At 63.5% G+C, this 23,475-nt stretch carries 22 protein-coding genes; 4 read left to right on the top strand and 18 right to left on the bottom strand.

Annotated elements, in window-relative coordinates:
• Positions 1–50: 50 nt before the first annotated feature.
• Positions 51–473 carry a hypothetical protein gene (locus LY284_RS09855; protein ID WP_233385865.1) on the bottom strand — a complete coding sequence of 141 codons (423 nt, stop codon included), beginning with the start codon at positions 471–473 and terminating at the stop codon, positions 51–53.
• Positions 474–484: 11 nt separating this feature from the next.
• On the opposite strand from LY284_RS09855, the gene LY284_RS09850 reads away from it, so the two are divergent.
• Complete coding sequence (locus LY284_RS09850; protein WP_014190599.1) at positions 485–1,333, top strand: aldo/keto reductase; 849 nt, start codon at positions 485–487, stop codon at positions 1,331–1,333.
• 12 nt (positions 1,334–1,345) lie between these two features.
• Here the strand turns inward: LY284_RS09850 and LY284_RS09845 are convergent, their stop codons facing one another.
• The 11 genes from LY284_RS09845 to LY284_RS38640 all read right to left on the bottom strand — a co-directional run bounded on the left by LY284_RS09845 (position 1,346) and on the right by LY284_RS38640 (position 12,453).
• Complete coding sequence (locus LY284_RS09845) at positions 1,346–1,765, bottom strand: hypothetical protein (protein ID WP_014190600.1); 420 nt, start codon at positions 1,763–1,765, stop codon at positions 1,346–1,348.
• Positions 1,766–1,858: 93 nt separating this feature from the next.
• Positions 1,859–3,928 carry an ABC transporter ATP-binding protein gene (locus LY284_RS09840; RefSeq protein ID WP_014190601.1) on the bottom strand — a complete coding sequence of 690 codons (2,070 nt, stop codon included), beginning with the start codon at positions 3,926–3,928 and terminating at the stop codon, positions 1,859–1,861.
• On the bottom strand, positions 3,925–4,782 hold the full coding sequence (locus LY284_RS09835; RefSeq protein ID WP_014190602.1) for an ABC transporter permease: 858 nt from the start codon (positions 4,780–4,782) through the stop codon (positions 3,925–3,927). The genes LY284_RS09840 and LY284_RS09835 overlap by 4 nt, the downstream gene beginning before the upstream one ends.
• Positions 4,779–5,786, bottom strand: coding sequence for an ABC transporter permease (locus LY284_RS09830; protein ID WP_014190603.1), 1,008 nt, complete (start codon positions 5,784–5,786; stop codon positions 4,779–4,781). Before LY284_RS09830 ends, LY284_RS09835 begins: the two co-directional genes overlap by 4 nt.
• On the bottom strand, positions 5,787–7,448 hold the full coding sequence (locus tag LY284_RS09825) for an ABC transporter substrate-binding protein (RefSeq protein WP_014190604.1): 1,662 nt from the start codon (positions 7,446–7,448) through the stop codon (positions 5,787–5,789).
• A gap of 129 nt (positions 7,449–7,577) precedes the next feature.
• Positions 7,578–8,060, bottom strand: coding sequence for a cupin domain-containing protein (locus tag LY284_RS09820; protein WP_014190605.1), 483 nt, complete (start codon positions 8,058–8,060; stop codon positions 7,578–7,580).
• A gap of 87 nt (positions 8,061–8,147) precedes the next feature.
• Entirely contained in the window at positions 8,148–10,253 is a 2,106-nt protein-coding gene (gene fusA / locus LY284_RS09815; protein ID WP_014190606.1) for an elongation factor G, read from the bottom strand.
• Positions 10,254–10,456: 203 nt separating this feature from the next.
• The gene (locus LY284_RS09810) at positions 10,457–10,969 is read right to left on the bottom strand and encodes a DUF192 domain-containing protein (protein ID WP_014190607.1); all 513 of its coding nucleotides are present in this window, start codon (positions 10,967–10,969) and stop codon (positions 10,457–10,459) included.
• A gap of 150 nt (positions 10,970–11,119) precedes the next feature.
• Positions 11,120–11,326: a hypothetical protein gene (locus LY284_RS09805; RefSeq protein WP_075644200.1), complete on the bottom strand. Its 207-nt coding sequence runs from the start codon at positions 11,324–11,326 to the stop codon at positions 11,120–11,122.
• A 382-nt stretch (positions 11,327–11,708) separates the two neighbouring features.
• Complete coding sequence (locus LY284_RS09800; RefSeq protein WP_041730941.1) at positions 11,709–12,284, bottom strand: pseudouridine synthase; 576 nt, start codon at positions 12,282–12,284, stop codon at positions 11,709–11,711.
• A gap of 34 nt (positions 12,285–12,318) precedes the next feature.
• Entirely contained in the window at positions 12,319–12,453 is a 135-nt protein-coding gene (locus LY284_RS38640; protein ID WP_255724144.1) for a hypothetical protein, read from the bottom strand.
• A 27-nt stretch (positions 12,454–12,480) separates the two neighbouring features.
• Between LY284_RS38640 and icd the strand changes: the two genes are divergently transcribed.
• The gene (gene icd, locus LY284_RS09795; RefSeq protein WP_014190609.1) at positions 12,481–13,737 is read left to right on the top strand and encodes an NADP-dependent isocitrate dehydrogenase; all 1,257 of its coding nucleotides are present in this window, start codon (positions 12,481–12,483) and stop codon (positions 13,735–13,737) included.
• A 169-nt stretch (positions 13,738–13,906) separates the two neighbouring features.
• On the opposite strand, the gene LY284_RS09790 is transcribed toward icd, so the two are convergent.
• On the bottom strand, positions 13,907–14,113 hold the full coding sequence (locus tag LY284_RS09790) for a cold-shock protein (RefSeq protein ID WP_041730164.1): 207 nt from the start codon (positions 14,111–14,113) through the stop codon (positions 13,907–13,909).
• Positions 14,114–14,637: 524 nt separating this feature from the next.
• Between LY284_RS09790 and clpS the strand changes: the two genes are divergently transcribed.
• Complete coding sequence (gene clpS, locus LY284_RS09785; RefSeq protein WP_014190611.1) at positions 14,638–14,952, top strand: ATP-dependent Clp protease adapter ClpS; 315 nt, start codon at positions 14,638–14,640, stop codon at positions 14,950–14,952.
• Entirely contained in the window at positions 14,949–17,252 is a 2,304-nt protein-coding gene (gene clpA, locus LY284_RS09780) for an ATP-dependent Clp protease ATP-binding subunit ClpA (protein WP_014190612.1), read from the top strand. Before clpS ends, clpA begins: the two co-directional genes overlap by 4 nt.
• Before the next feature lie 87 nt (positions 17,253–17,339).
• On the opposite strand, the gene dut is transcribed toward clpA, so the two are convergent.
• Genes dut through ileS form a run of 5 tightly spaced genes read right to left on the bottom strand, consistent with a single transcriptional unit; the run spans position 17,340 to position 23,410 of the window.
• A complete protein-coding gene (gene dut, locus LY284_RS09775; RefSeq protein ID WP_014190613.1) occupies positions 17,340–17,786 on the bottom strand; it encodes a dUTP diphosphatase in 447 nt (148 codons plus the stop codon).
• 11 nt (positions 17,787–17,797) lie between these two features.
• Positions 17,798–18,799 carry an LLM class flavin-dependent oxidoreductase gene (locus LY284_RS09770; RefSeq protein WP_014190614.1) on the bottom strand — a complete coding sequence of 334 codons (1,002 nt, stop codon included), beginning with the start codon at positions 18,797–18,799 and terminating at the stop codon, positions 17,798–17,800.
• Positions 18,796–20,064, bottom strand: coding sequence for a bifunctional phosphopantothenoylcysteine decarboxylase/phosphopantothenate--cysteine ligase CoaBC (coaBC, locus tag LY284_RS09765; protein WP_045450395.1), 1,269 nt, complete (start codon positions 20,062–20,064; stop codon positions 18,796–18,798). The genes LY284_RS09770 and coaBC overlap by 4 nt, the downstream gene beginning before the upstream one ends.
• On the bottom strand, positions 20,064–20,579 hold the full coding sequence (gene lspA, locus LY284_RS09760; protein WP_014190616.1) for a signal peptidase II: 516 nt from the start codon (positions 20,577–20,579) through the stop codon (positions 20,064–20,066). The genes coaBC and lspA overlap by 1 nt, the downstream gene beginning before the upstream one ends.
• Positions 20,579–23,410: an isoleucine--tRNA ligase gene (gene ileS / locus LY284_RS09755; protein WP_014190617.1), complete on the bottom strand. Its 2,832-nt coding sequence runs from the start codon at positions 23,408–23,410 to the stop codon at positions 20,579–20,581. The genes lspA and ileS overlap by 1 nt, the downstream gene beginning before the upstream one ends.
• Positions 23,411–23,475: the final 65 nt, after the last annotated feature.

The raw sequence follows: 23,475 nt of genomic DNA, 5'->3' as shown, positions 1-23,475 counted from the left end.
AATGCGCGGCGCATAATATTTCGAAGAAGATGTATTTGTAAAATAATGTGTCAACTCGCCGTGCGATATTGACGAATGTTTGATCTTCTTAAAACACGATGCTTTCTTCGAAAAGGCGGAAAAAACTGCATCGGATATGCCACGATTGGCCGTGGCGAGATTTTATTAATCGCCTCGAAAGAGCGATATAGACAGGATTGTTGAAACACCGCCGCGGTTCTCGCGCGTTCTTCAATTAGAAGAGGCAGATGAACACGCGTCATTCGATAAGCAACACTTAAATCGCGTTTTCGCTTCGGGATAAACCCGTAAATTTCGCTGATTTTTCCGGCTTTTTTGCGGCGGGTTGTTTCCACCTCTTGTCCACCGTCCGTCACAGTTTTGAAATAGCGGCGGGCATAATCGCGCGCTTTGGTGGCGAGCGCGCCTCCCGATTGGGCGTGCTGCTTGCGCCATAATCGCCGGACACACAAGGAGGCTTCTTATGACGCAATCCAATTCGGCGACCGTCACGCTCCCATCGGGGGAAGCGATTCCAAAGCTCGGTCAAGGCACCTGGGAAATGGGCGAGCGCCCGAACGCGCGCAAGAGCGAGATCGCCGCGCTGCGTGAAGGCGTCGAACTCGGCATGACGCTCATCGATACCGCCGAAATGTACGGCGACGGCGAAAGCGAAAAGCTCATCGCCGAAGCGCTCGGCGACAGGCGCGACGAACTGTTCATCGTCAGCAAGGTGTATCCGCACAACGGCAGCGAGCGCGGCGTGCAGGCCGCGTGCGAGCGCAGCCTGAAGCGCCTGAAGACCGATCGCATCGACCTGTATCTGCTGCACTGGCGCGGCGGCGAGGATCTGCAAGGCGTGGTCGCGGGTTTCGAGCGCTTGCAGCGCGACGGCAAGATCCGCCACTGGGGCGTGTCGAACTTCGATACCGACGACATGGAAGAGCTCTTCGCGCTCGATGGCGGCGACGCCTGCGCCACCGATCAGATTCTCTACAACGTCGCGCGGCGCGGCGCGGATTTCGATCTCCTGCCGTGGCTGCGCGAGCGACGCATGCCCGCTATGGCGTATAGCCCCGTCGATCATGCGCGCCTGCCGCGCGGCGGCGCGCTGGAAAGCATCGCTGCGGCGCGCGGCGTGTCGGCGTTTCAGGTCGCGCTCGCGTGGGTGCTGCAACAGCCGCAGGTGTTTGCCATACCGAAGGCGGCGGACATCGCGCATGTGCGCGAGAACCGGGCGGCGCTCGATCTGCGCTTGTCCGCCGACGAGCTCGCGGACATCGACCGGCAATTCAGGCCGCCGAAGTCGAAGCGCTCGCTCGAAATGCTCTGATATCGCGTTCGGTCAGGTGCACGCGTGATGCGCATGCACCGAGCCGAGCACGGCGACTTCCGCAGGCGTGCGCTTCAGATCGGCTTCGTTGACCTGTTTCGCGTCGGCGAGGAAATCGTCGACGATCGACGACACCTTCGTGTCCGTCAGGCACAGCGACACGCGCCGGGTTTCGCCTTCCGGCAGCGATGCGCGCTGCGACAGGAACAGCACGCCGTACTGATAGCCGCGCACGATGCCGCGCACCGCGCCCACGCATTGCCCTTGCGCGGCGTTGTCGGACTTCGCGGCGCATTGCTGGGCGAGCGCATAGGCAGAGAAGGTCGGATCGGCCGCGCCGGGCGCGGGGGATTGCGGCGCGTTCTGCGCATGCGCGGCCAGCGCGACGCCGAGAGTCAGTGCGCCAAGCGCGGCGGAAAGGGCGGGTTTCATCGATTGAATCCTCGTTGTTTTGAACGGTGAACCGATGAGAGACGCACAGGATCGCTTTGGTTCCGATGAAAGCCGCGTGCTTTTTGCGCGCGCTCAGCCTTCTTGACGCTGCAACACGCGCAATTCGTCGACGGGAATGTGGCAGTGAATGGCGTGGCCGTCGCCGGCATCGCGGCAGGGCGGCGTTTCGCTTTCGCAAATCGCGCCGAGCTTGCGCGGGCAGCGCGTATGGAAGACGCAGCCGGTGGGCGGATTCGCCGCGCTCGGCAATTCGCCCGACAGGCGGATGCGCTTGGCGACCGTTCCATCGATCGATGGCGCGGATGACAGCAACGCTTCGGTGTACGGATGTTGCGGGCCGCCAAACACGGCGGCGGCACGTCCGATCTCCATGATGCGCCCGAGATACAGCACCGCGATGCGATCGGACAGATAGCGCACCACATGCAGATCGTGCGAGATGAACACGTAGCTCACGCGCCGTTCGCGCTGCAAATCCGCGAGCAGATTGAGGATGGCGGCCTGCACGGAAACATCGAGCGCGGAGGTGGGCTCGTCGCAGACGACGACGCGCGGATCGCCCGCGAACGCGCGCGCGATCGCCACGCGCTGCTTCAGCCCGCCCGATAGCTGCCGCGTGCGCGAACTCAGATAGCGCTCGGGCAGGCGCACGGCCTGAGTCAGCGTATGCAGACGCGCTTCCTTCGCCTCGCCGCGCAGCGCGCCGAGCTTCGACAGCGAACGCGCGATGAGTTGGCGCACCGAATGCGCGCGGTTCAGCGCGGAATCCGGATTCTGAAACACGATCTGCAGCGACTTCACCTGCTCGCCGCTGCGCTGGGTCACGCGCTCGGGCAGCGCCGCGCCGTCGAGTTCGAGCGACGCGCCCTTGTCCGGCGAGACGAGGCCGAGCAACAGCTTCGCGAGCGTGGTCTTGCCGCTGCCCGATTCGCCGACGAGCCCGAGCGTCTCGCCTTGCACGAGATCGAGCGAGACATCGTGGACGGCGCGCACGTCTTCATCGCCGACGCGGAAGGTCTTCGAGAGATTGCGCGCCGACAGCGCGAGCGGCGGATCGTCGCCGTTCGCGAGCGGCACGGGCGTTTCATCGGCCGAACGTGGCAGCGTGTGCGCGCGTTCGTGATAGTGGCACCGCGCCATCTGATCGCCGTGCGCCGATGCGATGCGATAGGGCGGCGGCGCGTCCTTCAGACAGCGCTCGTCGGCGAGCTTGCAGCGCGGCGCGAAGATGCAGCCCTGCGCGATCGATCCGGGCAGCGGCAGCGAGCCCGGAATCGTGTCGAGCCGCCCGGTTTCCTTCGCGCGACCTTCGCGCGGCAGGCAGCGCAGGAGGCCGACCGTGTACGGATGGCGCGGCTTGGCGAAGACATCGGCCGCCGCGCCTTCCTCGACGAGCTTGCCCGCATACAGCACGCCGACGCGATCGCACATGCGCCCGATCACCGCGAGGTTGTGGCTGATGAAGAGCACGGCCGTGCCGATCTCGTCCCGCAATTGCGCGATGAGATCGAGCACTTCGGCTTCGACGGTGGCGTCGAGGCCGGTGGTCGGTTCGTCGAGAATCAGCAGTTCGGGATTGCATGCGAGCGCCATCGCGATCACGACGCGCTGCTGCATTCCGCCCGAGAGCTGATGCGGATAGCTTTCCATCACGCGTTCCGGCGAGGCGATGCGCACGCGCCGCAGCATCTCGGCGGTGCGGGCCAGCGCTTCGTCGGCGGATGCGCCCGTGACTTCGAACGCTTCGGACACTTGCCGCGCGATCGTCAGCGACGGATTCAGCGCGCGCCCCGGGTCCTGATAGACCATCGACACGGCATTGGCGCGCATGCCGCGCAGCGCGTCGGCGTCGAGCGAAGCCACGTCGCGGCCGGCGATCGAAATGCGGCCCGCCTTCACGCGGCCATTGCGCGGCAAATAGCGCAGCACCGCGAGCGCGGCCGTCGACTTGCCGCAGCCCGATTCGCCGACGAGCCCATACGTCTCGCCGCGCTTCACGCGCAAGGTGACGTCCTGCAGCACTTCGCGCTCGCGTCCGCGCGAACGGTACGCCACCGTCAGGCCGACGACCGTCAGCGCGTCGGCCTGCTCGCCTTTCGCGGCGCCGAACGTGGGAAACGCCGATGGCGGCGGTCCGTTCATCGGTCGAGCACTCCCTGCACGGCGTCCGCGACGAGATTCACCGCGACGACCAGCGAGGCGATCGCGGCGGCGTCGAACACGACGGTCCACCACGCGCCGCCCGCCATCAGCGTATAGCTTTCGGAGAGCGCGAGGCCCCAGTCGGCGGACGGCGGCTGGATGCCGAAGCCGAGAAATGAGAGCGTCGCGACGGCGAAGATCGCGTAGCCGAGCCGCACCGTCGCCTCGACGATGATCGGCGGCAGCACGTTCGGCAGGATCTCCGCGAACATGATGTAGAGCGCGTGCTCGCCGCGTAGCTGCGCGGCGAGCACGTAGTCGAGATGACGCTCGCTCAGCACGGCGGCGCGCACGGTGCGCGCGGTGATCGGCGCGAAGGTGAGGCCGATGACGAGAATCACCGTCGTGTTGCTCGCGCCGACGGCCGCCAGCGCGAGCAGCGCGACGATCACGAGCGGCAGCGCGAGCAGCGCGTCGATCACGCGGCCGATGACGGCATCGACCCAGCCGTCGAAATAGCCGACGACGAGCCCGATCGCCGTGCCCGCCGCCGTGCCGAGCAGCGTCGCCAGAGGCGCGATCGTGAGAATGTCCCGCGAGCCGACGATCACGCGCGCGAACACGTCGCGGCCGAGCTGATCCGTGCCGAACCAGTGATCGGCGGACGGGGCGTTAAGCGAGTTGAGCGGATCGGAGGCGTAGGGATCGTGCGGCACGAGCCAGTGTCCGAACAGTGCGCACACGACCCAGAACAGCAGCATCAGCACGCCGATATCGAAGGTGGCCGAGCGCATCAGCGCGCCGAGCGCTTCGAAGCGGCGCGGTTTCGTCGGCAGGGCGGCCGCGGTGCTCATGTCGCGTCCCCCGTGCGCAGGCGCGGATTGAGCACGACGTAGAGCGCGTCGGCAATCAGATTGGCGGCCGTATAGATCACGCCGACTGTCAGCACGCCGGCTTCGAGCATCGGAAAGTCCTTCGATTTCGCGGCGTTGTAGATGAGCGAGCCGATGCCCTGATAGTGGAACAGCGTCTCCACGACGACGAGTCCGCCGATCATGTAGCCGAGCTGCGTCGCGGCGACGGTCACGGTCGGCAGCAACGCGTTGCGCAGCACGTGCCGCCCGATCACGACGCGCTGCGGCAGGCCCTTGAGGATCGCGGTGCGGGTGTAGTCGGCGTCGAGCGCTTCGACCGTGCCCGCGCGCGCCATCCGTGCGATATAGCCGAAGAACACGAAGACGAGCGGCAGAACCGGCAGGATCAGATGCTTCAGTTGCGTGAAGAAGCCGGCCTCGGCGGGCGCGGTCGCTTCGATCGGCAGCCATTGCAGCCACACGCCGAAGATCAGGATCAGCACGATCGACGAGACGAACTCCGGCACGACCGTCGCCGTCAGTCCGCCGATGCTGATGACGCGGTCGATCCAGCGTCCCGAATGCAGCGCCGCGTACACGCCGCCCGCGATGCCGAGCGGCACCACGACGACGAACGCGAGCGCGCCGAGCTTGGCCGAATTCCACAGCGCATCGCCGATGAACGGCGCCACGGCTGAGCGAAACGCATAGGACTCGCCCATGTCGCCGCGCAGGAAGTGGCCGATCCAGCCGGTGTATTGCGTGAGAAGCGGCCGGTCGACGCCCAGTTGATGATTCAGCGCCGCGACCGCGCGCGCATCGGCGAGCGGGCCGAGAATCGCGCGGCCGACATCGCCGGGCAGGAGCTGGCCGCCCGCGAAGACGATCATCGACAGCAGCCACAGCGTGACGAGCGCAAGCAGGAGCCGCACCCCGACGAAGCGCGCGACGCGTTTCATTTTGGCGAAATCGGCTACGCGCGCCGTCGGCGTGATCGTGCTCATTTATGAGGCTACCGTCGCGCGGTCGAACCACATCTGCGAGATCGCGTTGAAGCGCACGCCGGACACGTTCGCGCGCGTGACGATCAACTGGTCGTAGAAGTAGGGGATGACGACCGGCGTTTCGTCGAGCAGCAGACGCTGGATCTGGCCGGAGAGCTTTTTTTGCGACGCGACATCCAGCGCGGCGACGAACTGCGCGACGAGCTTGTCGTACTCGGGGTTCTTGAAGTGCGCCGCGTTCCAGGTGCCGCCGCTCGTGAGCGGTGCGTTGAGGAAGACGTTCGGCACGCCGCGATGCCCGTAATCGGTGATGCCGAGCGGCGAATCCAGCCAGTCCGACTTGCCGAACGTGCCGGAGCCGTAATACAGGTCCTGGCTCTCGACCTTCAACTGGATGCGAATGCCGATCGCCTTCGCCGCGTTCTGCACGACGACCGCGAGATCGGGAATCTCCATGTACTTCTCGGTCGTCAGCGTGACGTCGAAGCCGTTCGCGACGCCGGCTTCGCTCATCAGCTTCTTGGCTTGCGCGATGTCGATCTTGCGTTGCGGCACGGCGAGATCGCTCGACGGAAACACCGGCGCGAACGGGCTGTCGTTGCCGACCTGCGCGCGCCCGCGGAACAGCCCCTTCACGATGACTTCGCGATCGATCGCGAGCGCCAGCGCCTGACGCACGCGCTTGTCCTTGAAGGGCGCCATGTCGCAGCGCATGTGCATCTGCCGGTGCGAGCTCGATTTCGTGCCGAGCACCTTGAACTGCGGATTGCTCAGCATCGCGAGGCCGCCCTGCACGGTGAAGTCGCCCATCACGTCGGCCTGGCGGCCTTGCATCGCCAGCAACTGCGCCTGCTGGTCGGCGTAGAAGGAAAACTGGACGCGGTCGGGCAGCGACTTTTCGCCCCAGTAATCCGGATTGCGCACGAACGAAGCGCCGACCTTCGGCGTGTATTTCTCCAGCTTGAGCGCCCCCGTGCCCATGAACGACTTCTCGTACGGGCCGCTGAAGTTCGCCGGGAGAATCACCGCGTTATACGTATTCGAGGAAACGTAATACGGGAAATTGCCGTTGGGCGCGTCGAGATGGAACTCGACGGTGTGATCGTCGACGGCCTTCGCGGAATCCTTCGACAGCACGCCCTTGAGCACGGAGAGCGCAGCCGAGCCCGCGCCCGGATCGGACAGGCGATTGAACGTCGCGACGACGTCCTTCGCCGTCATGGGCTGACCGTCGTGGAATTTCACGTTCGGGCGCAGCTTGAAGGTCCATACGTCGCCCTTGTCGTTCGACTTCCACGACAGCGCGAGCGCGGGCCGCAAGGTGAGATGCTCGCTGTCGTCGTCGATGAGGAACTCGCCCGTCTGGTTGATGAGCGCGAGACCGGCCGCGTCCGTCACGGTGAGCGGATCGACGGCGCCCGCGGGCGTCAGATGCGCAACGCGGATCGTGCCGCCCGGCTTGCCGGCACCCTGCGCGCGCGCCATCGGCATGCCGAAGAGGCCGCCCGCGGAGAGCGCGAAGCCGAGCACGCTCGCGTGGCGCAGCAGTTCGCGGCGCGTGAGACGCCCGGCCATGAATTCGTCGATCGCGTGATTGCCCAGTTCGCCGGCTTGCGGGCGGGCGAGGTCGAGGAGATGCGCGTCGGTCGAATGTTTCTTCATCGTGTGTTTGTCCGTTGTAGTTGTGATGGCGCGCCGTCGTCACGCGAACGGCTCGACCGCGCCCGGAACGCGGCGCATCAGGCGCATGTAGCAAGGAACGCGCCGCATGCCGGCCGCGCTCCGAGCGCTTCAGTGGTCGTGTGGATGCTTGTGAATCGGATCGACCCAATAGACTTCCTCGGGCTTCTCCACCGCATCGATGTTCAGATTCACGACGACCGCCTCGTTGTCGCTGCGCACGAGCACGCATTCGAGCGGCTCGTCGGTGCGCGCGTTGATTTCCTGATGCGGCACGTAAGGCGGCACGAAGATGAAATCGCCCGGACCGGCCTCGGCCGTGAATTCGAGGTGCTCGCCCCAGCGCATGCGCGCCTGGCCGCGCACGACATAGATCACGCTCTCGAGCGCGCCGTGATGGTGCGCGCCCGTCTTCGCGTTCGGATGGATCGTGACCGTGCCGGCCCAGATCTTCTGGGCGCCGACGCGCGCCGCGTTGATCGCAGCGGCGCGGTTCATGCCGGGCGTCTGCGGTGTGTTGGTGTCGAGCTGATCGCCCTTGATGACCTTGACGCCGTGTTCGCGCCAATCGATGTGCTGATGTGCGTCGCTCATGTCGTTTCGTCTGCGGATATGAAAAGTCCGTTGCCGCCACCAACGGAGCGCACAACGGACTTCCGATACTACACGTTTAGGCCGCGATCATTTCGCTTTCGAGTTGATGATCGCCTCCGACACGTTCGACGGCGTCTCCGCGTAATGCTTGAACTCCATCGTGTACGTGGCGCGGCCCTGCGTCAGCGAGCGCAGGGATGTGGAGTAGCCGAACATCTCCGCGAGCGGCACTTCCGCGCGCACGAGCTTGCCGCCGCCGCCCGCGATGTCCTCCATCCCCTGCACGATGCCGCGGCGGCCCGACAGATCGCCCATCACGTTGCCCATGAAATCCTCGGGCGTCTCGACTTCGACGGCCATCATCGGTTCGAGCAGCACGGGCTTCGCGCGGCGCATCGCTTCCTTGAAGGCCATCGAACCGGCCATGCGGAACGCGTTCTCGTTCGAATCGACATCGTGGTACGAGCCGAAGGTCAGCCGCACCTTCACGTCGACGACCGGATAGCCCGCCAGCACGCCGGCCTTGAGCGTTTCCTGAATGCCCTTGTCGACCGCCGGGATGAATTCGCGCGGAATCACGCCGCCCTTGATCTGATCGACGAATTCGTAGCCCTTGCCCGGGTCCGGCTCCAGCGCGATCACCGCGTGACCGTACTGGCCGCGTCCGCCCGACTGCTTGACGAACTTGCCCTCCACGTCCTCGACCTTGTTGCGCACCGTCTCGCGATACGCGACCTGCGGCTTGCCGACGGTGGCCTCGACGCCGAATTCGCGCTTCATCCGGTCGACGAGAATTTCGAGGTGCAGCTCGCCCATGCCGGAGATGATCGTCTGGCCGGATTCCTCGTCGGTCGTCACCCGGAACGACGGGTCTTCCTGCGCGAGACGATTCAGCGCGATGCCCATCTTCTCCTGGTCGGCCTTCGTCTTCGGCTCGACGGCCTGCGAAATCACGGGCTCCGGGAAAATCATCCGTTCGAGGATGATGACGTTCTGCGGATCGCAGAGCGTGTCGCCGGTCGTGGCTTCCTTCAGGCCGACGGCTGCGGCGATGTCGCCCGCGCGCACTTCTTTGATTTCCTTGCGCTCGTTCGCGTGCATCTGCAGGATCCGCCCGAGCCGCTCCTTCTTGTCCTTCACCGGGTTGAACACGGTGTCGCCCGAATTCACCACGCCCGAATACACGCGGAAGAAGATCAACTGGCCGACGAACGGGTCGGTCATGATCTTGAAGGCGAGCGCGGAGAACGGCTCGTCGTCGCTCGGATGGCGCTCCGCTTCCTTGTCGTCTTCGGTGTGGCCGAGAATGGCGGGGACGTCGACGGGCGAGGGCAGGTAATCGATCACCGCATCGAGCATCGCCTGCACGCCCTTGTTCTTGAACGCGCTGCCGCAGAGCATCGGCACGATCTCGTTGGCGATCGTGCGCTTTCTCAACGCGGCCTTGATCTCGTCCTCGGTCAGGCTGTGGTGATCTTCGAGATATTTTTCGAGCAGTTCCTCGCTCGCCTCGGCAGCCGCCTCGACCATCTTGTCGCGCCATTCGTGCGCGAGATCGACGAGATTCGCGGGGATGTCCTCGTACGTGAACTTGATGCCCTGGCTGTCGTCGTCCCAGACGATCGCCTTCATCTTCACGAGATCGACCACGCCCTGAAAATGATCTTCCGCGCCGATCGGAATCTGGATCGGCACCGCGACGCCTTTCAGGCGCTCGCCGATCTGCCGCTGCACGCGGAAGAAGTCCGCGCCGACGCGGTCCATCTTGTTGACGAACGCGATGCGCGGCACCTTGTACTTGTTCGCCTGACGCCACACGGTTTCCGACTGCGGCTGCACGCCGCCCACCGAGTCGTACACCATGCACGCGCCATCGAGCACGCGCATCGAGCGCTCCACTTCGATCGTGAAGTCGACGTGTCCCGGCGTATCGATGATGTTGATGCGATGCTCGGGATAGTTGCCGGCCATGCCTTTCCAGAAGGCGGTGGTCGCCGCCGACGTGATCGTGATGCCGCGCTCCTGCTCCTGCTCCATCCAGTCCATCGTGGCCGCGCCGTCGTGAACCTCGCCGATCTTATGCGTCACGCCAGTGTAGAAAAGGATGCGCTCGGTCGTAGTCGTTTTGCCGGCGTCGATGTGAGCGCTAATCCCGATGTTCCGATAGCGCTCGATGGGAGTCTTGCGGGGCACGTGAACCTCCTGTTGAAGATGTCAGCACGGCGTCGCGTGAGAGCCGTGAATGCGACGCGCTGAATCTTTTTAGCATAGCGCGTCGGCAGGCTCTTTGCAGGAATCCTGCCAGCTCGCGGGAAGGCGCGCGGCGGCTGGCGGCAGGCGAAAAAAAACCGGCGAGGCGCGCCGGCTTTCGTCATCGCGGAGTCATGCAGCGACGTTCACTGCAGGCGCGGCAGGCCCTTGATCTGCGTGCCGGGCTTGATGCCCTTCGCCGCGAACCAGCCTTTGGGCATTTCGAGCGCATAGGTGCCGTTGTTGCGCGGGCAGTGATTGTTCTCCGTCTCGGCCTGCATCTCGTCGATGTCGGTGATGGTGCCGTCCGCGCGAATGAACGCGATCGACAGCGGAATCAGCGTGTTCTTCATCCAGAAGCAATGCACCGCGTTTTCGCCGAACACGAAGAGCATGCCTTCGTTGGCGCCGAGCTTCGTGCGATACATGAGACCTTGCTCGCGATCGGCATCGTTCGCGGCGACGGCGGCGTCGATCACATACATGCCCGCGGTGAGCTTCGCGCGCGGGAAATCGGACGGCTGCTTCGCACCGGGCGGCAAGGCTTGCGCTTGCGCGAGCGGAAGGGCGGCGAACGGCAGCGCGAACGCGATGACGGCTGCGCGCGCGGCGCGCAAGATGTGCTGCAGATTCACGACGATGCTCCTTTGACGATCGATGCGCCGGAAAGCGGCGGCTACGCGGATGTTACTCGATGCCCCCCATACAGAACAAAAGGGCAGATGCCTTGCGGCCATCTGCCCTTCAACGCCGTACAGACGGCGGTAATGCTCGTTCTTGACTTCGCTTTACCGCCTCTTACAACGAACTTACTGAGCTGCCGAAGCGGCTTCCGGAGCAGCTGCTGCCTTCTTGTGCGACGACTTGTGCGACTTGTGCGATGCCTTCTTGTGAGCCGACTTGTGAGCCGACGAAGCAGCAGCTGCCGGAGCAGCAGCGGCCGGTGCCGAAGCTTCTTGTGCGAAAGCAGCCGTTGCGAACAGGCCAGCGACGAGAGCAGCGATCAGTTTGTTCATCTGTGATTCCTCAGCTTGAGTTAATTAACCAAAGACCCGGTCATTGAGTCATGTCGGTAAACGAGCCACCTACCTTTCGGTTGACAGTCGCATCGATAAAATCAATGTCGATACTTCTGTGAACGCTTGAACCTTTCAAACAGCCTGGAGCACACAGGTTGTTGTAATCGGTTGTTCGCTCATGCCGGATAGCTTTACGCGGCATCTGAGGCCCTTAACGCATCGTGAGAAGAGTCGGTTGACGCGAATTACAGAGATTTGCGCAGCGGAGCAAAAATTTTTTCGAAGCCCGAAATGCATTAGCCGATCTCGATGACAAACGCATTAAGCACGATCCGAGAAAAGACGCAATGCAGCTTTATCAAAAATAGTTGAATGCTATTCACCCAACGCGTTGCCACGGCGCGCGCGGTGCAACCTCGACGGTTTCGCCCGGCGCGAGCCCCAGCGCGAAGATATCGAGCGCGCCGATCGCGACGCGCACGAGCCGCAACGTCGGGTAACCGACGGCTGCGGTCATGCGTCGCACTTGCCGGTTCTTGCCTTCGGTGATCGCAAGCTCGATCCACGTCGTGGGAATGGCGGCGCGGTAGCGGATCGGCGGATTGCGCGGCCAGAGCAGCTCGCTGTCCTCGGCCGCGACGAACGCGGTGCGGCAGGGGCGCGTCACGTAGTCGCCGAGATCGACGCCTTTGGCCAGCCGCGCGAGAGCGGCCGCGTCGGGCGCGCCTTCGACTTGCGCCCAGTAACGCTTCACGAGCTTGTGCCGCGGCTCCGCGATCCGGGCCTGCAGCGCGCCGTCGTCGGTGAGCAGGAGCAGGCCCTCGCTGTCGGCGTCGAGCCTGCCGGCCGGATACACATTCGGCGTCTTCACCCAGTCGCCGAGCGACGCGCGCGTTTCATGCTCGGAAAACTGGCAGATCGTGCCGAAGGGCTTGTTGAGGGCGATGAGTGACATGCTTGCGGCGCGCGGCGTGAACGGATCCGGCATCTTAAAGCATGCCGATGGCCGCCTCGGGCGCGCCGGCGCGGGCCAGCATGGTTAGAATGACGTTGCAGGGTTCACGCGTGCGCATCGCCGCCGCGCGCCGTATCGCGTGGCGCTTTTCCAACCAGTTTGCTTCCATTCAAGCCCGGCCTTATTGGAGTCGATCATGCCGTATCAGCACATCAAGATTCCGGCGGACGGTGACAAGATCACCGTCAACGCGGATTTCTCGCTCAATGTCTCGGATCAGCCGATCATCCCGTACATCGAGGGCGACGGCACGGGCGTCGACATCACGCCGGTGATGATCAAGGTCGTCGATGCGGCGGTGGAAAAGGCCTACGGCGGCAAGCGCAAGATCCAGTGGATGGAAATCTTCGCCGGCGAAAAGGCGACGCGCGTCTACGGCCCGGACGTCTGGCTGCCGGACGAAACCCTCGACGCGGTGAAGGATTACGTCGTGTCGATCAAAGGGCCGCTCACGACGCCAGTCGGCGGCGGCATCCGTTCGCTCAATGTTGCGCTTCGTCAGCAACTCGATCTGTACGTGTGCCTGCGCCCGGTGCGTTACTTCAAGGGCGTGCCCTCGCCGGTGCGCGAGCCCGAGAAGATCGACATGGTGATCTTCCGCGAGAACTCGGAAGACATCTATGCGGGTGTCGAATGGCCGGCGGAGTCGCCCGAAGCGAAGAAAGTCATCAAGTTCCTGCGCGAGGAAATGGGCGTGAAGAAGATCCGCTTTCCGGATTCGTCGGGGCTCGGCATCAAGCCGGTGTCGCGCGAAGGCACGGAGCGGCTCGTGCGCAAGGCGATCCAGTACGCCATCGACAATGACCGCCGCTCGGTCACGCTGGTGCACAAGGGCAACATCATGAAGTTCACCGAAGGCGCGTTCCGCGACTACGGCTACGCGCTGGCGCAAAAGGAGTTCAACGCGGAACTGATCGACGGCGGCCCGTGGATGAAGGTCAAGAATCCGAAGTCGGGCAACGACATCGTCGTGAAGGACGTGATCGCCGATGCCTTCCTGCAGCAGATCCTGCTACGCCCGGCCGAATACGATGTCATCGCCACGCTCAACCTGAACGGCGACTACATCTCGGACGCGCTCGCGGCGCAGGTCGGCGGCATCGGCATCGCGCCGGGGGCGAACCTGTCCGATTCCGTCGCGATGTTCGAAGCCACGCACGGCACCGCGCCGAAATACGCGGGCAAGGATTATGTGAATCCCGGCTCGGAGATTCTCTCGGCTGAAATGATGCTGCGCCATCTGGGCTGGTTCGAGGCGGCGGACCGCATCATTGCGTCGATGGAGCAGTCGATTCTGTCGAAGCGCGTCACCTACGACTTCGCACGCCTGATGGAAGGCGCAACGCAGGTCTCGTGCTCGGGATTCGGCGCGGTGATGATCGAGAATATGTGAGGACTCACCTCAATTCGCGGTCTTAAACAAAGACCCTGGAAGGCCTACGCTTTCCAGGGTCTTTTGCCGTGGGCGAATGCTTCGTCGATGTGCCTGATGCGCCTGGCGCAAGACGAAAAAAACCCGGCGCCAGGGCCGGGTTTCACGAGGCAAAGTATCGATCGAACGGTCAGACAGCGTCCTGGATGTTCGAAGCCTGCTTGCCCTTCGGTCCCTGGACGATCTCGAAGCTGACCTTCTGGCCTTCCTTGAGTGTCTTGAAACCGTTCATTTGAATCGCCGAGAAATGTGCGAACAGATCCTCGCCGCCTTCATCGGGCGTGATGAATCCGTAGCCTTTCGCGTCGTTGAACCACTTGACCGTACCAGTAGACATTCGTACTTCCCCTCTAACTCTCGTCGCAACCTGAGCACGCTCGAAAAGCTTGACGGCCCACCCCACACGTGAACCGCCCCCTCCTCACAAGCTCGCCTCGGCCTCTTTTTTTCGCCCGTGGTTGGCCCCCGGAAAAAAGTGCCAGTTTGATTGTTAAATCTCTTAAATCGAGTGTCAAGGAATTTTTGGGATAGCCGTTAAGCTCGTTGCAAAGACCGCATTTGTAGGGTAATTCCTGCATTGCGTGTGCGCTGCCGTCCAAGCACGCCATCTTGAAAAGTCGCATAATCGACTCACTTGTGTGTTACCCGGCGGCCCGCGGCGTCAGGTGCTCGGTTTGTTTTTTTTGAAGCTGTGCGATACTGATTTCGACGAGGTGCAAGCGGGCCGCGCCGAAATGTCGGGCAGCGGCAGGAATCGATGGACAGTCATGGTGCAAGGGCGTTTCCAGTGTTTCATTCCGACCGTGCGGTCGGTGCTGGAGCGGCGATTGCGATGACGTCCGTGTTGTTTAGAATGGGTGTATGGCGATCAATCCCAACAAGCAGGATGGCACGGTACTGGAACGGCAGGAGCAAAAGCTCAAAAAGCCGGCCATGTACAAGGTGGTGCTGCTGAATGACGACTTCACGCCGATGGAATTCGTCGTGATGGTCGTGCAGGAATATTTCAATAAGGATCGCGAGACTGCGACGCAGATCATGCTGAAGGTTCATCGCGAAGGCAGGGGAGTTTGTGGGGTCTACACGCGAGATATTGCGTCGACCAAAGTTGAGCAAGTCGTTAGCCATGCACGGCAAGCGGGGCATCCGCTGCAGTGCGTGATGGAGGAAGCATGATTGCCCAGGAACTGGAAGTCAGTCTGCACATGGCGTTTATGGAAGCACGTCAGGCGCGGCATGAGTTCATAACGGTCGAGCATCTGTTGCTCGCCCTGTTGGACAATCCGACCGCGGCTGAAGTGTTGCGCGCCTGCGCAGCCAACATTGAAGATTTGCGTCAGAACCTGCGCAATTTCATTCATGACAACACGCCGACCGTGCCCGGCACGGACGACGTCGATACTCAGCCGACGCTTGGTTTCCAGCGCGTGATCCAGCGCGCGATCATGCACGTGCAATCGACTTCGAACGGCAAGAAGGAAGTGACCGGCGCGAACGTGCTGGTCGCGATCTTCGGCGAGAAGGACTCGCACGCGGTGTACTACCTGCAGCAGCAGGGCGTGACGCGTCTGGATGTCGTGAATTTCATTTCGCATGGCATTGCGAAGACGAACAGCGGCGACGCCGCGAAGACGAACAGCGAAGCGAATCCCGAATCGGAAGACGCCGCCGCGCAAAAGGAAACGCCGCTCGCCCAGTTCACGCAGAACCTCAACCAGCTCGCGAAGGACGGCAAGATCGATCCGCTCATCGGCCGCGAACTGGAAGTCGAGCGCGTGGTGCAGGTGCTGTGCCGCCGCCGCAAGAACAATCCGCTGCTCGTCGGTGAAGCCGGCGTGGGCAAGACCGCGATCGCCGAAGGTCTCGCGTGGCGCATCACGCGCGGCGAAGTGCCGGACATCCTCGCTGACGCGCAGGTGTATTCGCTCGACATGGGTGCGCTGCTCGCGGGCACGAAGTATCGCGGCGATTTCGAACAGCGTCTGAAGACGGTGTTGAAGGAACTGAAGGAGCGTCCGCACGCCATTCTGTTCATCGACGAGATTCACACGCTGATCGGCGCGGGCGCGGCTTCGGGCGGCACGCTGGATGCATCGAATCTACTGAAACCGGCGTTGTCGTCGGGGCAGCTGAAGTGCATCGGCGCGACCACGTTCACGGAATATCGCGGCATCTTCGAGAAGGACGCGGCGCTCTCGCGGCGCTTCCAGAAGGTCGATGTCACGGAGCCGACCGTCGAGCAGACCGTCGCCATTTTGCGCGGTCTCAAGACGCGCTTCGAAGAGCACCACGGCGTGAAGTACTCGTCGGGTGCGCTGTCGGCGGCGGCGGAACTCTCGGCGCGTTTCATCACGGATCGTCATCTGCCGGACAAGGCGATCGACGTGATCGACGAAGCGGGCGCGGCGCAACGCATCCTGCCGAAGTCGAAGCAGAAGAAGACCATCGGCAAGAGCGAGATCGAAGAGATCATCTCGAAGATCGCGCGCGTGCCGGCGCAGAGCGTGTCGCAGGACGACCGCAGCAAGCTGCAGACGCTGGATCGCGACCTGAAGGCTGTCGTGTTCGGGCAGGACCCGGCCATCGATGCGCTGTCGGCGTCGATCAAGATGGCGCGCGCGGGCCTCGGCAAGCTGGACAAGCCGATCGGCGCGTTCCTGTTCTCCGGGCCTACCGGCGTCGGCAAGACCGAAGTCGCGAAGCAGCTCGCGTTCACGCTGGGTATCGAACTGCTGCGCTTCGACATGTCGGAATACATGGAGCGCCACGCGGTGAGCCGTCTGATCGGCGCGCCGCCGGGCTATGTCGGGTTCGATCAGGGTGGTTTGCTGACCGAAGCCGTCACGAAGAAGCCGCATTGCGTGCTGTTGCTCGATGAAATCGAAAAGGCGCATCCGGACATCTACAACGTGCTCCTGCAGGTGATGGACCACGGCACGCTGACGGACAACAACGGGCGCAAGGCCGATTTCCGCAACGTCATCATCATCATGACGACGAACGCGGGCGCCGAGGCGATGGGCAAGTCGGTGATCGGTTTCACGTCGCGCCGCGAAACAGGCGACGAGATGTCCGACATCAAGCGCATGTTCACGCCGGAGTTCCGCAACCGGCTGGACGCGATCATCAGCTTCCGTTCGCTGGACGAGGAAATCATCCTGCGCGTGGTCGACAAGTTCCTGATGCAACTGGAAGATCAGCTGCACGAGAAGAAGGTCGATGCAGTGATGACCGATGCGCTGCGCAAGCATCTCGCGAAGCACGGTTTCGATCCGCTGATGGGCGCGCGGCCGATGCAGCGCCTGATTCAGGACACGATCCGTCGCGCGCTGGCCGACGAGCTGCTGTTCGGCAAGCTGGTCAACGGCGGCCGCGTGACCGTGGATGTCGATGCGGACGACAAGGTGCTGTTGACGTTCGACGAGAACTCGGCGCCGCCGCGCAATCCGAATCCGGAAGCGATCGAAGTGGATTGATTGAAGGGGATTAATCGAAGGGGTCTTGGAAGTGAAAACGGCGCGGTTTCGACCGCGCCGTTTTTTTTCGCCTGTGCGGCAAGAGACTCAGTGCTTGCCGGTGCTGCCGAAGCCGCCCGCGCCGCGCTCGCTCACATCGAACTCATCGACGATATTGAACTGCGCCTGCACGACCGGCACGATGACCATCTGCGCGAGGCGTTCCATCGGATTGAGCGTGAATGCGGTATCGCCGCGGTTCCACGTCGAGACCATCAGTTGACCTTGATAATCCGAATCGATCAGCCCGACGAGATTGCCGAGCACGATGCCATGCTTGTGACCGAGACCCGAGCGCGGGAGGATGAGCGCGGCATAGCCGGGGTCGGCGAGGTGAATGGCGAGGCCCGTCGGCACGAGCACCGTCTGATGCGGCTCGATGACGAGCGGCGCATCGAGGCACGCGCGCAGGTCGAGGCCCGCGCTGCCGGGCGTGGCGTAGGCGGGCAGGAAATCGCGCATGCGCGCGTCGAGAATCTTGACGTCGAGTTTCATGTGTTCGGGATTCAGCGGCCGAGCGCGAAGGCTTCGGCCAGAAGTTCATAGGACCGCGTGCGCGCGGCGTAGCTGCCGGCGACCGTGATCACGATCAGTTCGTCGGCGTTGAAGCGTTGTTGCAGGATATGCATTTGCTCGGTCACACGCTCAGGCGTGCCGATGATGCTGCGCGCCTTCTCATGCGCGATCACCGCGCGCTCACGTTCGCCGTACTGCTGCGCGGCGCCCTGCGCGATCGATGGGATCGGCTCATTGAGGCCGTACGCCATCTGCACGCGACGCAGATCGACGGCCTTTTCGAGCGCTTCGGCTTCTTCGTCAGTATCGGCGCAGATGACGAAAACCGCTGCCGCAAGATACGGCTTCGCTTCCTGACCGGCGACAAAGCGCTCACGATACGCCTCCGCCACGCGATGCCCATACTGCGCGTTGATGAAATGCGCGAACGCGAAGCGAATACCGAGTTGCGCCGCCAGCAGTCCGCCGAAGTCGCTGGAGCCGAGCATCCACAGTTCGGGCCGCGTGTCGATCTGCGGTTGCAGCAGCACGCCTTTGGCGAGGGAATCGTCGGGCACCTTGCCGCTGAATAGCGCGATGAGTTCCGCGACCTGCTGCGGAAAGACGTCGCCACGATTGTACGAACCCGCGGCGACCGCCTGCGCGGTGCGCATGTCGCCGCCGGGCGCGCGACCCACGCCCAGATCGACGCGATTCGGGAACAGCGCTTCGAGCATCAGAAACTGCTCGGCGACCTTGAACGGCGAGTAATACGGCAGCATCACGCCGCCCGAGCCGATGCGAATGCGCTTCGTCAGACTGCCGATACGCGCGAGCATCACTTCAGGACACGGATTCGATACGCCGTGCAGGCCGTGATGCTCCGCGCACCAGTAGCGCGTGTAGCCGAGATCGTCGGCGAGTTGCGCAAGATCGAGCGTCGCGGCGATGGCGTCAGCCACGCTATGGCCGTGGATGACGGGCGTCTGGTCGAGTACCGAAAGTCGGGTCATGAGAGCAGTGAACCGCCATCGCGCGGCGCGCGTTTCGCGATCTCCGCGATCAGTGTGCGTGCGAGTGTCTGCTTGTCGGCACGCGGCAGCGGCGTCGAACCGGAGGCTTCGAACAGCACGACTTCGTTGTCGTCGCGACCGAAGGTCAGTTGTCCGATATTGCCGATGAGAAGGGGCACGTTCTTGCGCTTGCGCTTCTCTTCGCCGTGCACATCGAGATCGCCGCTTTCGGCCGCGAATCCGACGCAATACGGCGGATTCGGCAGCTTCGCCACCGTCGCGAGAATGTCCGGATTCTCGATGAAGTTGAAGGTCGGCTGCGTCGCGCCGGGCGTCTTCTTGATCTTCTGCTCGCTCACGTGATCGACGCGCCAGTCCGCGACCGCCGCCACCGCGATGAAGATATCGGCGTCGGGCGTGGCCGCCATGACGGCGTCGTGCATCTGCTGAGCGGTCTGCACGTCCTGCCGGAGCACACCCCACGGCGTCGGCAACGAAACGGGACCGGCGACGAGATGCACGTCCGCGCCGGCCTGCGCCGCCGCGCGCGCGAGCGCAAAGCCCATCTTGCCCGACGAGCGATTGGTGATGCCGCGCACCGGATCGAGCGGCTCGAAGGTCGGACCCGCGGTGATGAGCACGCGCCGGCCCCGCAGCAGCTTCGGCTGGAAGAACGCGCAGATCGCTTCGAAAGCGGCTTCGGGCTCGATCATGCGGCCGTCGCCGATCTCGCCGCACGCCTGCGATCCCGAATCCGGCCCGAGCACTTCCACGCCGTCCGCGCGAAGCTGCGCAACGTTGCGCTGCGTCGCCGGGTTTTGCCACATCTGCCGGTTCATTGCCGGCACGACGAGCAGCGGGCAATCGCGCGCGATGCACAAGGTCGAGAGCAGGTCGTCGCACATGCCGTGCGCGAGCTTCGCCATGAAGTCCGTGGAGGCGGGCGCGATGACGATCGCATCCGCCTCGCGCGACAAATCGATATGCGGCATGTTGTTCGGCATGCGCGCATCCCATTGCGACGTGTACACGGGACGGCCCGAAAGCGCCTGCATGGTGACGGGCGTGATGAACTGCGTCGCCGCCTCGGTCATCACGATCTGCACGGTCGCGCCGGCCTTGGTCAGAAGGCGCGTCAGCTCGGCGATCTTGTAGCACGCGATGCCGCCGGTCAGCCCCAAAACGAGATGTTTACCCGCGAGTTCCAACTTGCCTCCGTCGCAGAAAAAAGCGCGGCTCCGAAGTGGGAGCCGCGCCAGGAACATCACTTCGAACCGCGCACGCGCCGCAGTTCGTCGAACACGAGCAGCACCGCGCCGATGGTGATTGCGCTGTCGGCCAGGTTGAACGCCGGCCAGTGCCATGCGTTCACGTGAAAGTCCAGAAAGTCGATCACGTGGCCGTAGGCGATCCGGTCGATCACATTGCCGATCGCGCCGCCCATGATGAGCGAGAGCGCGAGGCAGAAGAGCCGCTGCGCCGCATGCTTTTTCAGCAGATAGCAGATGACGGCCGCCGCGACGACGCCCAGCGCCGTGAACGCCCAGCGCTGCCAGCCGCCCGCCATCGCGAGGAAGCTGAACGCCGCGCCGCGGTTGTAGACGAGCAGCAGGTTGAAGAACGACGTGAGCGCATGCGGATCGCCGTAGGCGAACACGCGCTGCACCGCGATCTTGGTCAACTGGTCGAACAGAATCACGATCAGCGCGACGCCGAGCCACGGCGCGAGTGACACACCGCTTGTTCTGCTGGAAGTTTGTTTCGCCATCGTTCGAGCCATTATGCTGCGCCTCGCGTTTCGCCGGCGCCGAAGAGGTTGGAGAAGCAGCGGCCGCACAGGCCCGGATGATCGGCGTGCGAGCCGACGTCCGCGCAATAGTGCCAGCAGCGTTCGCACTTCATGTAGCTCGACGCGGCGACATCGACGCCTTCTTCCGCTTCGCCCGCCACGCGCTCGACTCGCGCCGACGACGTGATGAGCACGAAGCGCAGCGCGTCGCCGAGGCTCGCCAGCGCGTCATAGCGCGCGCCGCTCGCACGCACGACGACTTCGGCCTGCAGCGACGAGCCGATCTGGTTCGCCGTGCGCGCCTCTTCGAGCGCCTTGGTGACGTCGCCGCGCGCGCTGCGGATGAGCGTCCATTTGTCGAGCAGGTCGCCGCCGTTCGCGATGTCCGGATAGGCCGCGAAGACTTCCGTAAAGATCGTTTCCTGACCGGGCTTGAGCACCTTGTACGCTTCTTCCGCCGTGAACGACAGATACGGCGCGACCAGACGCAGCAAACCGTGCGCGATGTGGAACAGCGCGGTCTGCGCGCTGCGGCGCTCGCGTGAATCGGCCTGCGTCGTGTAAAGGCGATCCTTCAGCACGTCGAGATAGAAGCCGCCGAGGTCTTCCGAGCAGAACGTCGCGATCTTCGCCACGACCGGATGGAACTCGTACTTTTCGTAATGCGCGAGCGCGTCGTCCTGCAGATTGCGCGTGAGCGCCACCGCGTAGCGGTCGATCTCGAGCCAGTCCGCGACCGGCACGGCGTTCTTGTCGAAATCGAAGTCGGACAAGTTCGCGAGCAGGAAGCGCAGCGTGTTGCGAATACGGCGATACGTTTCCGTCACGCGCTTGAGAATTTCTTCGGAGATCGCGAGCTCGCCGGAATAATCCGTCGAGGCGATCCACAGGCGGATGATTTCCGCGCCGAGCCGGTTCGACACCTCATGCGGATCGATACCGTTGCCGAGCGACTTCGACATCTTGCGGCCTTCGCCATCGACGGTGAAGCCGTGCGTGAGCAGCGCGTCGTAGGGCGGGCGGCCATCGAGCATCGAAGCCGTCAACAGCGACGAATGGAACCAGCCGCGATGCTGGTCCGAGCCTTCGAGATACAGATCGGCCGGAAACTGCAGCGAATCCTTGTGCGAGCCGCGCAGCACGTGCCAGTGCGTCGTGCCGGAGTCGAACCACACGTCGAGCGTGTCGCGGTTCTTTTCGTACATGTTGGCGTCGTCGCCGATCAATTCGCGCGGATCGAGCGATTGCCACGTCTCGATGCCGCCTTCCTCGACGCGCTTCGCCACTTCTTCCAGCAATTCCAGCGTGCGCGGATGCAACTCGCCGGTTTCCTTGTGCACGAAGAACGCCATCGGCACGCCCCATTGACGCTGACGCGAGAGCGTCCAGTCCGGGCGATTGGCGATCATGCTGTAAAGACGCTGCTTGCCCCACGACGGATAGAACGCCGTATTCTCGACGCCTTCGAGCGCGATGTCCCGCAGCGTGCGGCCGCCGTCCTTGGGCTTCACGTCCATGCCCGCGAACCATTGCGAGGTCGCGCGATAGATGATCGGGCTCTTGTGACGCCAGCAGTGCATATAGCTGTGCGTGTACTTTTCGCTCTTGAGCAGCGAGCCCGCGCCTTCGAGCGCTTCGACGATCTGCGGATTCGCCTTCCAGATCGACAGCCCGCCAAAGAGTGGCAGCGATTCGATATAGCGGCCATCGCCCATCACCGGATTGATGATGTCCGAATCGGCCATGCCGTGCGCCTTGCACGACACGAAGTCTTCCACGCCATACGCCGGCGACGAGTGCACGACACCTGTGCCGCTTTCGGTCGTCACGTAGTCGCCGAGATAGACGGGCGCGGTGCGCTTGTAGCCGGGATGCGCCGCCGCGAGCGGATGATGAAAGCGCAGGTTCGCGAGCTTCTCGCCCGGCGCGGTCGCGATGACCTCGCCCGTGAGTCCGTAGTTCTTCAGGCATTCCTCGACGCGTTCCTGCGCGAGGATCAAGACGCCGCGCGGCGTGTCGACGAGCGCGTAGACGATCTCCGGATGCACGTTCAACGCCTGGTTCGCGGGAATGGTCCAGGGCGTCGTCGTCCAGATAACGATGCCGCCTTCCTGCTTCGGCAGCGCGCTCAGGCCGAACGCCTGCGCGGTCTTTTCCGGTTCCGCGAAGGCGAACATCACGTCGATGGTCGGATCGGTCTTGTCCTTGTACTCGACTTCCGCTTCGGCGAGCGCCGAGCCGCAGTCGAAGCACCAGTTCACCGGCTTCAGGCCGCGGAACACGAAGCCTTTTTCCATGATCTTGCCGAGCGCGCGGATTTCGCCCGCTTCGTTGGCGAAGTTCATCGTCTTGTACGGATTGTCCCACTCGCCGAGCACGCCCAGACGCCGGAAGCCGACCTTCTGCTTTTCGATCTGCTCGCCCGCGTAGGCGCGCGCCTTTTGCATCACTTCGATAGCGGGCAGCGTCTTGCCGAACTGCTTTTCGATCTGGATCTCGATCGGCATGCCGTGGCAGTCCCAGCCCGGCACGTAGACGGCGTCGAAGCCCGCGAGATTGCGCGCCTTGACGATCATGTCCTTCAGGATCTTGTTCACCGCGTGGCCGAGGTGGATGTCGCCGTTCGCATACGGCGGGCCGTCGTGCAGGATGAACTTCTTGCGGCCCTTCGATGCCGCGCGGATCTTCTCGTAGATCTTGTTGTCCTGCCATTCCTTGACCCAGGCCGGCTCGCGCTTGGGCAGATCGCCGCGCATCGGGAAGGGCGTGTCGAGCAGGTTGACGGGGTACTTCGAGGAGGCTTTCTCTTTCTTGTCGCTCATGGGTGACTCAGTGAATTCGGTGAGACGGCGCTCAGGCGCGCGCGATGATTCGTCAGGGCGATGGC

The sequence above is a fragment of the Caballeronia sp. PC1 genome, from assembly GCF_021353155.1.
Classification (GTDB): domain Bacteria; phylum Pseudomonadota; class Gammaproteobacteria; order Burkholderiales; family Burkholderiaceae; genus Caballeronia; species Caballeronia cordobensis.
Note: the sequence above shows the minus strand (reverse complement) of the source record. Positions and strands in the feature narration are given on the sequence as shown.

Bases quoted from the DNA above. Each gene is read 5' to 3' on its own strand.
- LY284_RS09835 (WP_014190602.1), bottom strand. From the start codon at position 4,782: ATGAGCACCGCGGCCGCCCTGCCGACGAAACCGCGCCGCTTCGAAGCG.
- LY284_RS09840 (WP_014190601.1), bottom strand. From the start codon at position 3,928: ATGAACGGACCGCCGCCATCGGCGTTTCCCACGTTCGGCGCCGCGAAA.
- LY284_RS09820 (WP_014190605.1), bottom strand. From the start codon at position 8,060: ATGAGCGACGCACATCAGCACATCGATTGGCGCGAACACGGCGTCAAG.
- LY284_RS09805 (WP_075644200.1), bottom strand. From the start codon at position 11,326: ATGAACAAACTGATCGCTGCTCTCGTCGCTGGCCTGTTCGCAACGGCT.
- icd (WP_014190609.1), top strand. From the start codon at position 12,481: ATGCCGTATCAGCACATCAAGATTCCGGCGGACGGTGACAAGATCACC.
- LY284_RS09845 (WP_014190600.1), bottom strand. From the start codon at position 1,765: ATGAAACCCGCCCTTTCCGCCGCGCTTGGCGCACTGACTCTCGGCGTC.
- clpA (WP_014190612.1), top strand. From the start codon at position 14,949: ATGATTGCCCAGGAACTGGAAGTCAGTCTGCACATGGCGTTTATGGAA.
- ileS (WP_014190617.1), bottom strand. From the start codon at position 23,410: ATGAGCGACAAGAAAGAGAAAGCCTCCTCGAAGTACCCCGTCAACCTG.
- dut (WP_014190613.1), bottom strand. From the start codon at position 17,786: ATGAAACTCGACGTCAAGATTCTCGACGCGCGCATGCGCGATTTCCTG.
- LY284_RS38640 (WP_255724144.1), bottom strand. From the start codon at position 12,453: ATGGAAGCAAACTGGTTGGAAAAGCGCCACGCGATACGGCGCGCGGCG.
- LY284_RS09800 (WP_041730941.1), bottom strand. From the start codon at position 12,284: ATGTCACTCATCGCCCTCAACAAGCCCTTCGGCACGATCTGCCAGTTT.
- LY284_RS09850 (WP_014190599.1), top strand. From the start codon at position 485: ATGACGCAATCCAATTCGGCGACCGTCACGCTCCCATCGGGGGAAGCG.
- LY284_RS09830 (WP_014190603.1), bottom strand. From the start codon at position 5,786: ATGAGCACGATCACGCCGACGGCGCGCGTAGCCGATTTCGCCAAAATG.
- LY284_RS09825 (WP_014190604.1), bottom strand. From the start codon at position 7,448: ATGAAGAAACATTCGACCGACGCGCATCTCCTCGACCTCGCCCGCCCG.
- coaBC (WP_045450395.1), bottom strand. From the start codon at position 20,064: ATGTTCCTGGCGCGGCTCCCACTTCGGAGCCGCGCTTTTTTCTGCGAC.
- lspA (WP_014190616.1), bottom strand. From the start codon at position 20,579: ATGGCTCGAACGATGGCGAAACAAACTTCCAGCAGAACAAGCGGTGTG.
- LY284_RS09790 (WP_041730164.1), bottom strand. From the start codon at position 14,113: ATGTCTACTGGTACGGTCAAGTGGTTCAACGACGCGAAAGGCTACGGA.
- clpS (WP_014190611.1), top strand. From the start codon at position 14,638: ATGGCGATCAATCCCAACAAGCAGGATGGCACGGTACTGGAACGGCAG.
- LY284_RS09770 (WP_014190614.1), bottom strand. From the start codon at position 18,799: ATGACCCGACTTTCGGTACTCGACCAGACGCCCGTCATCCACGGCCAT.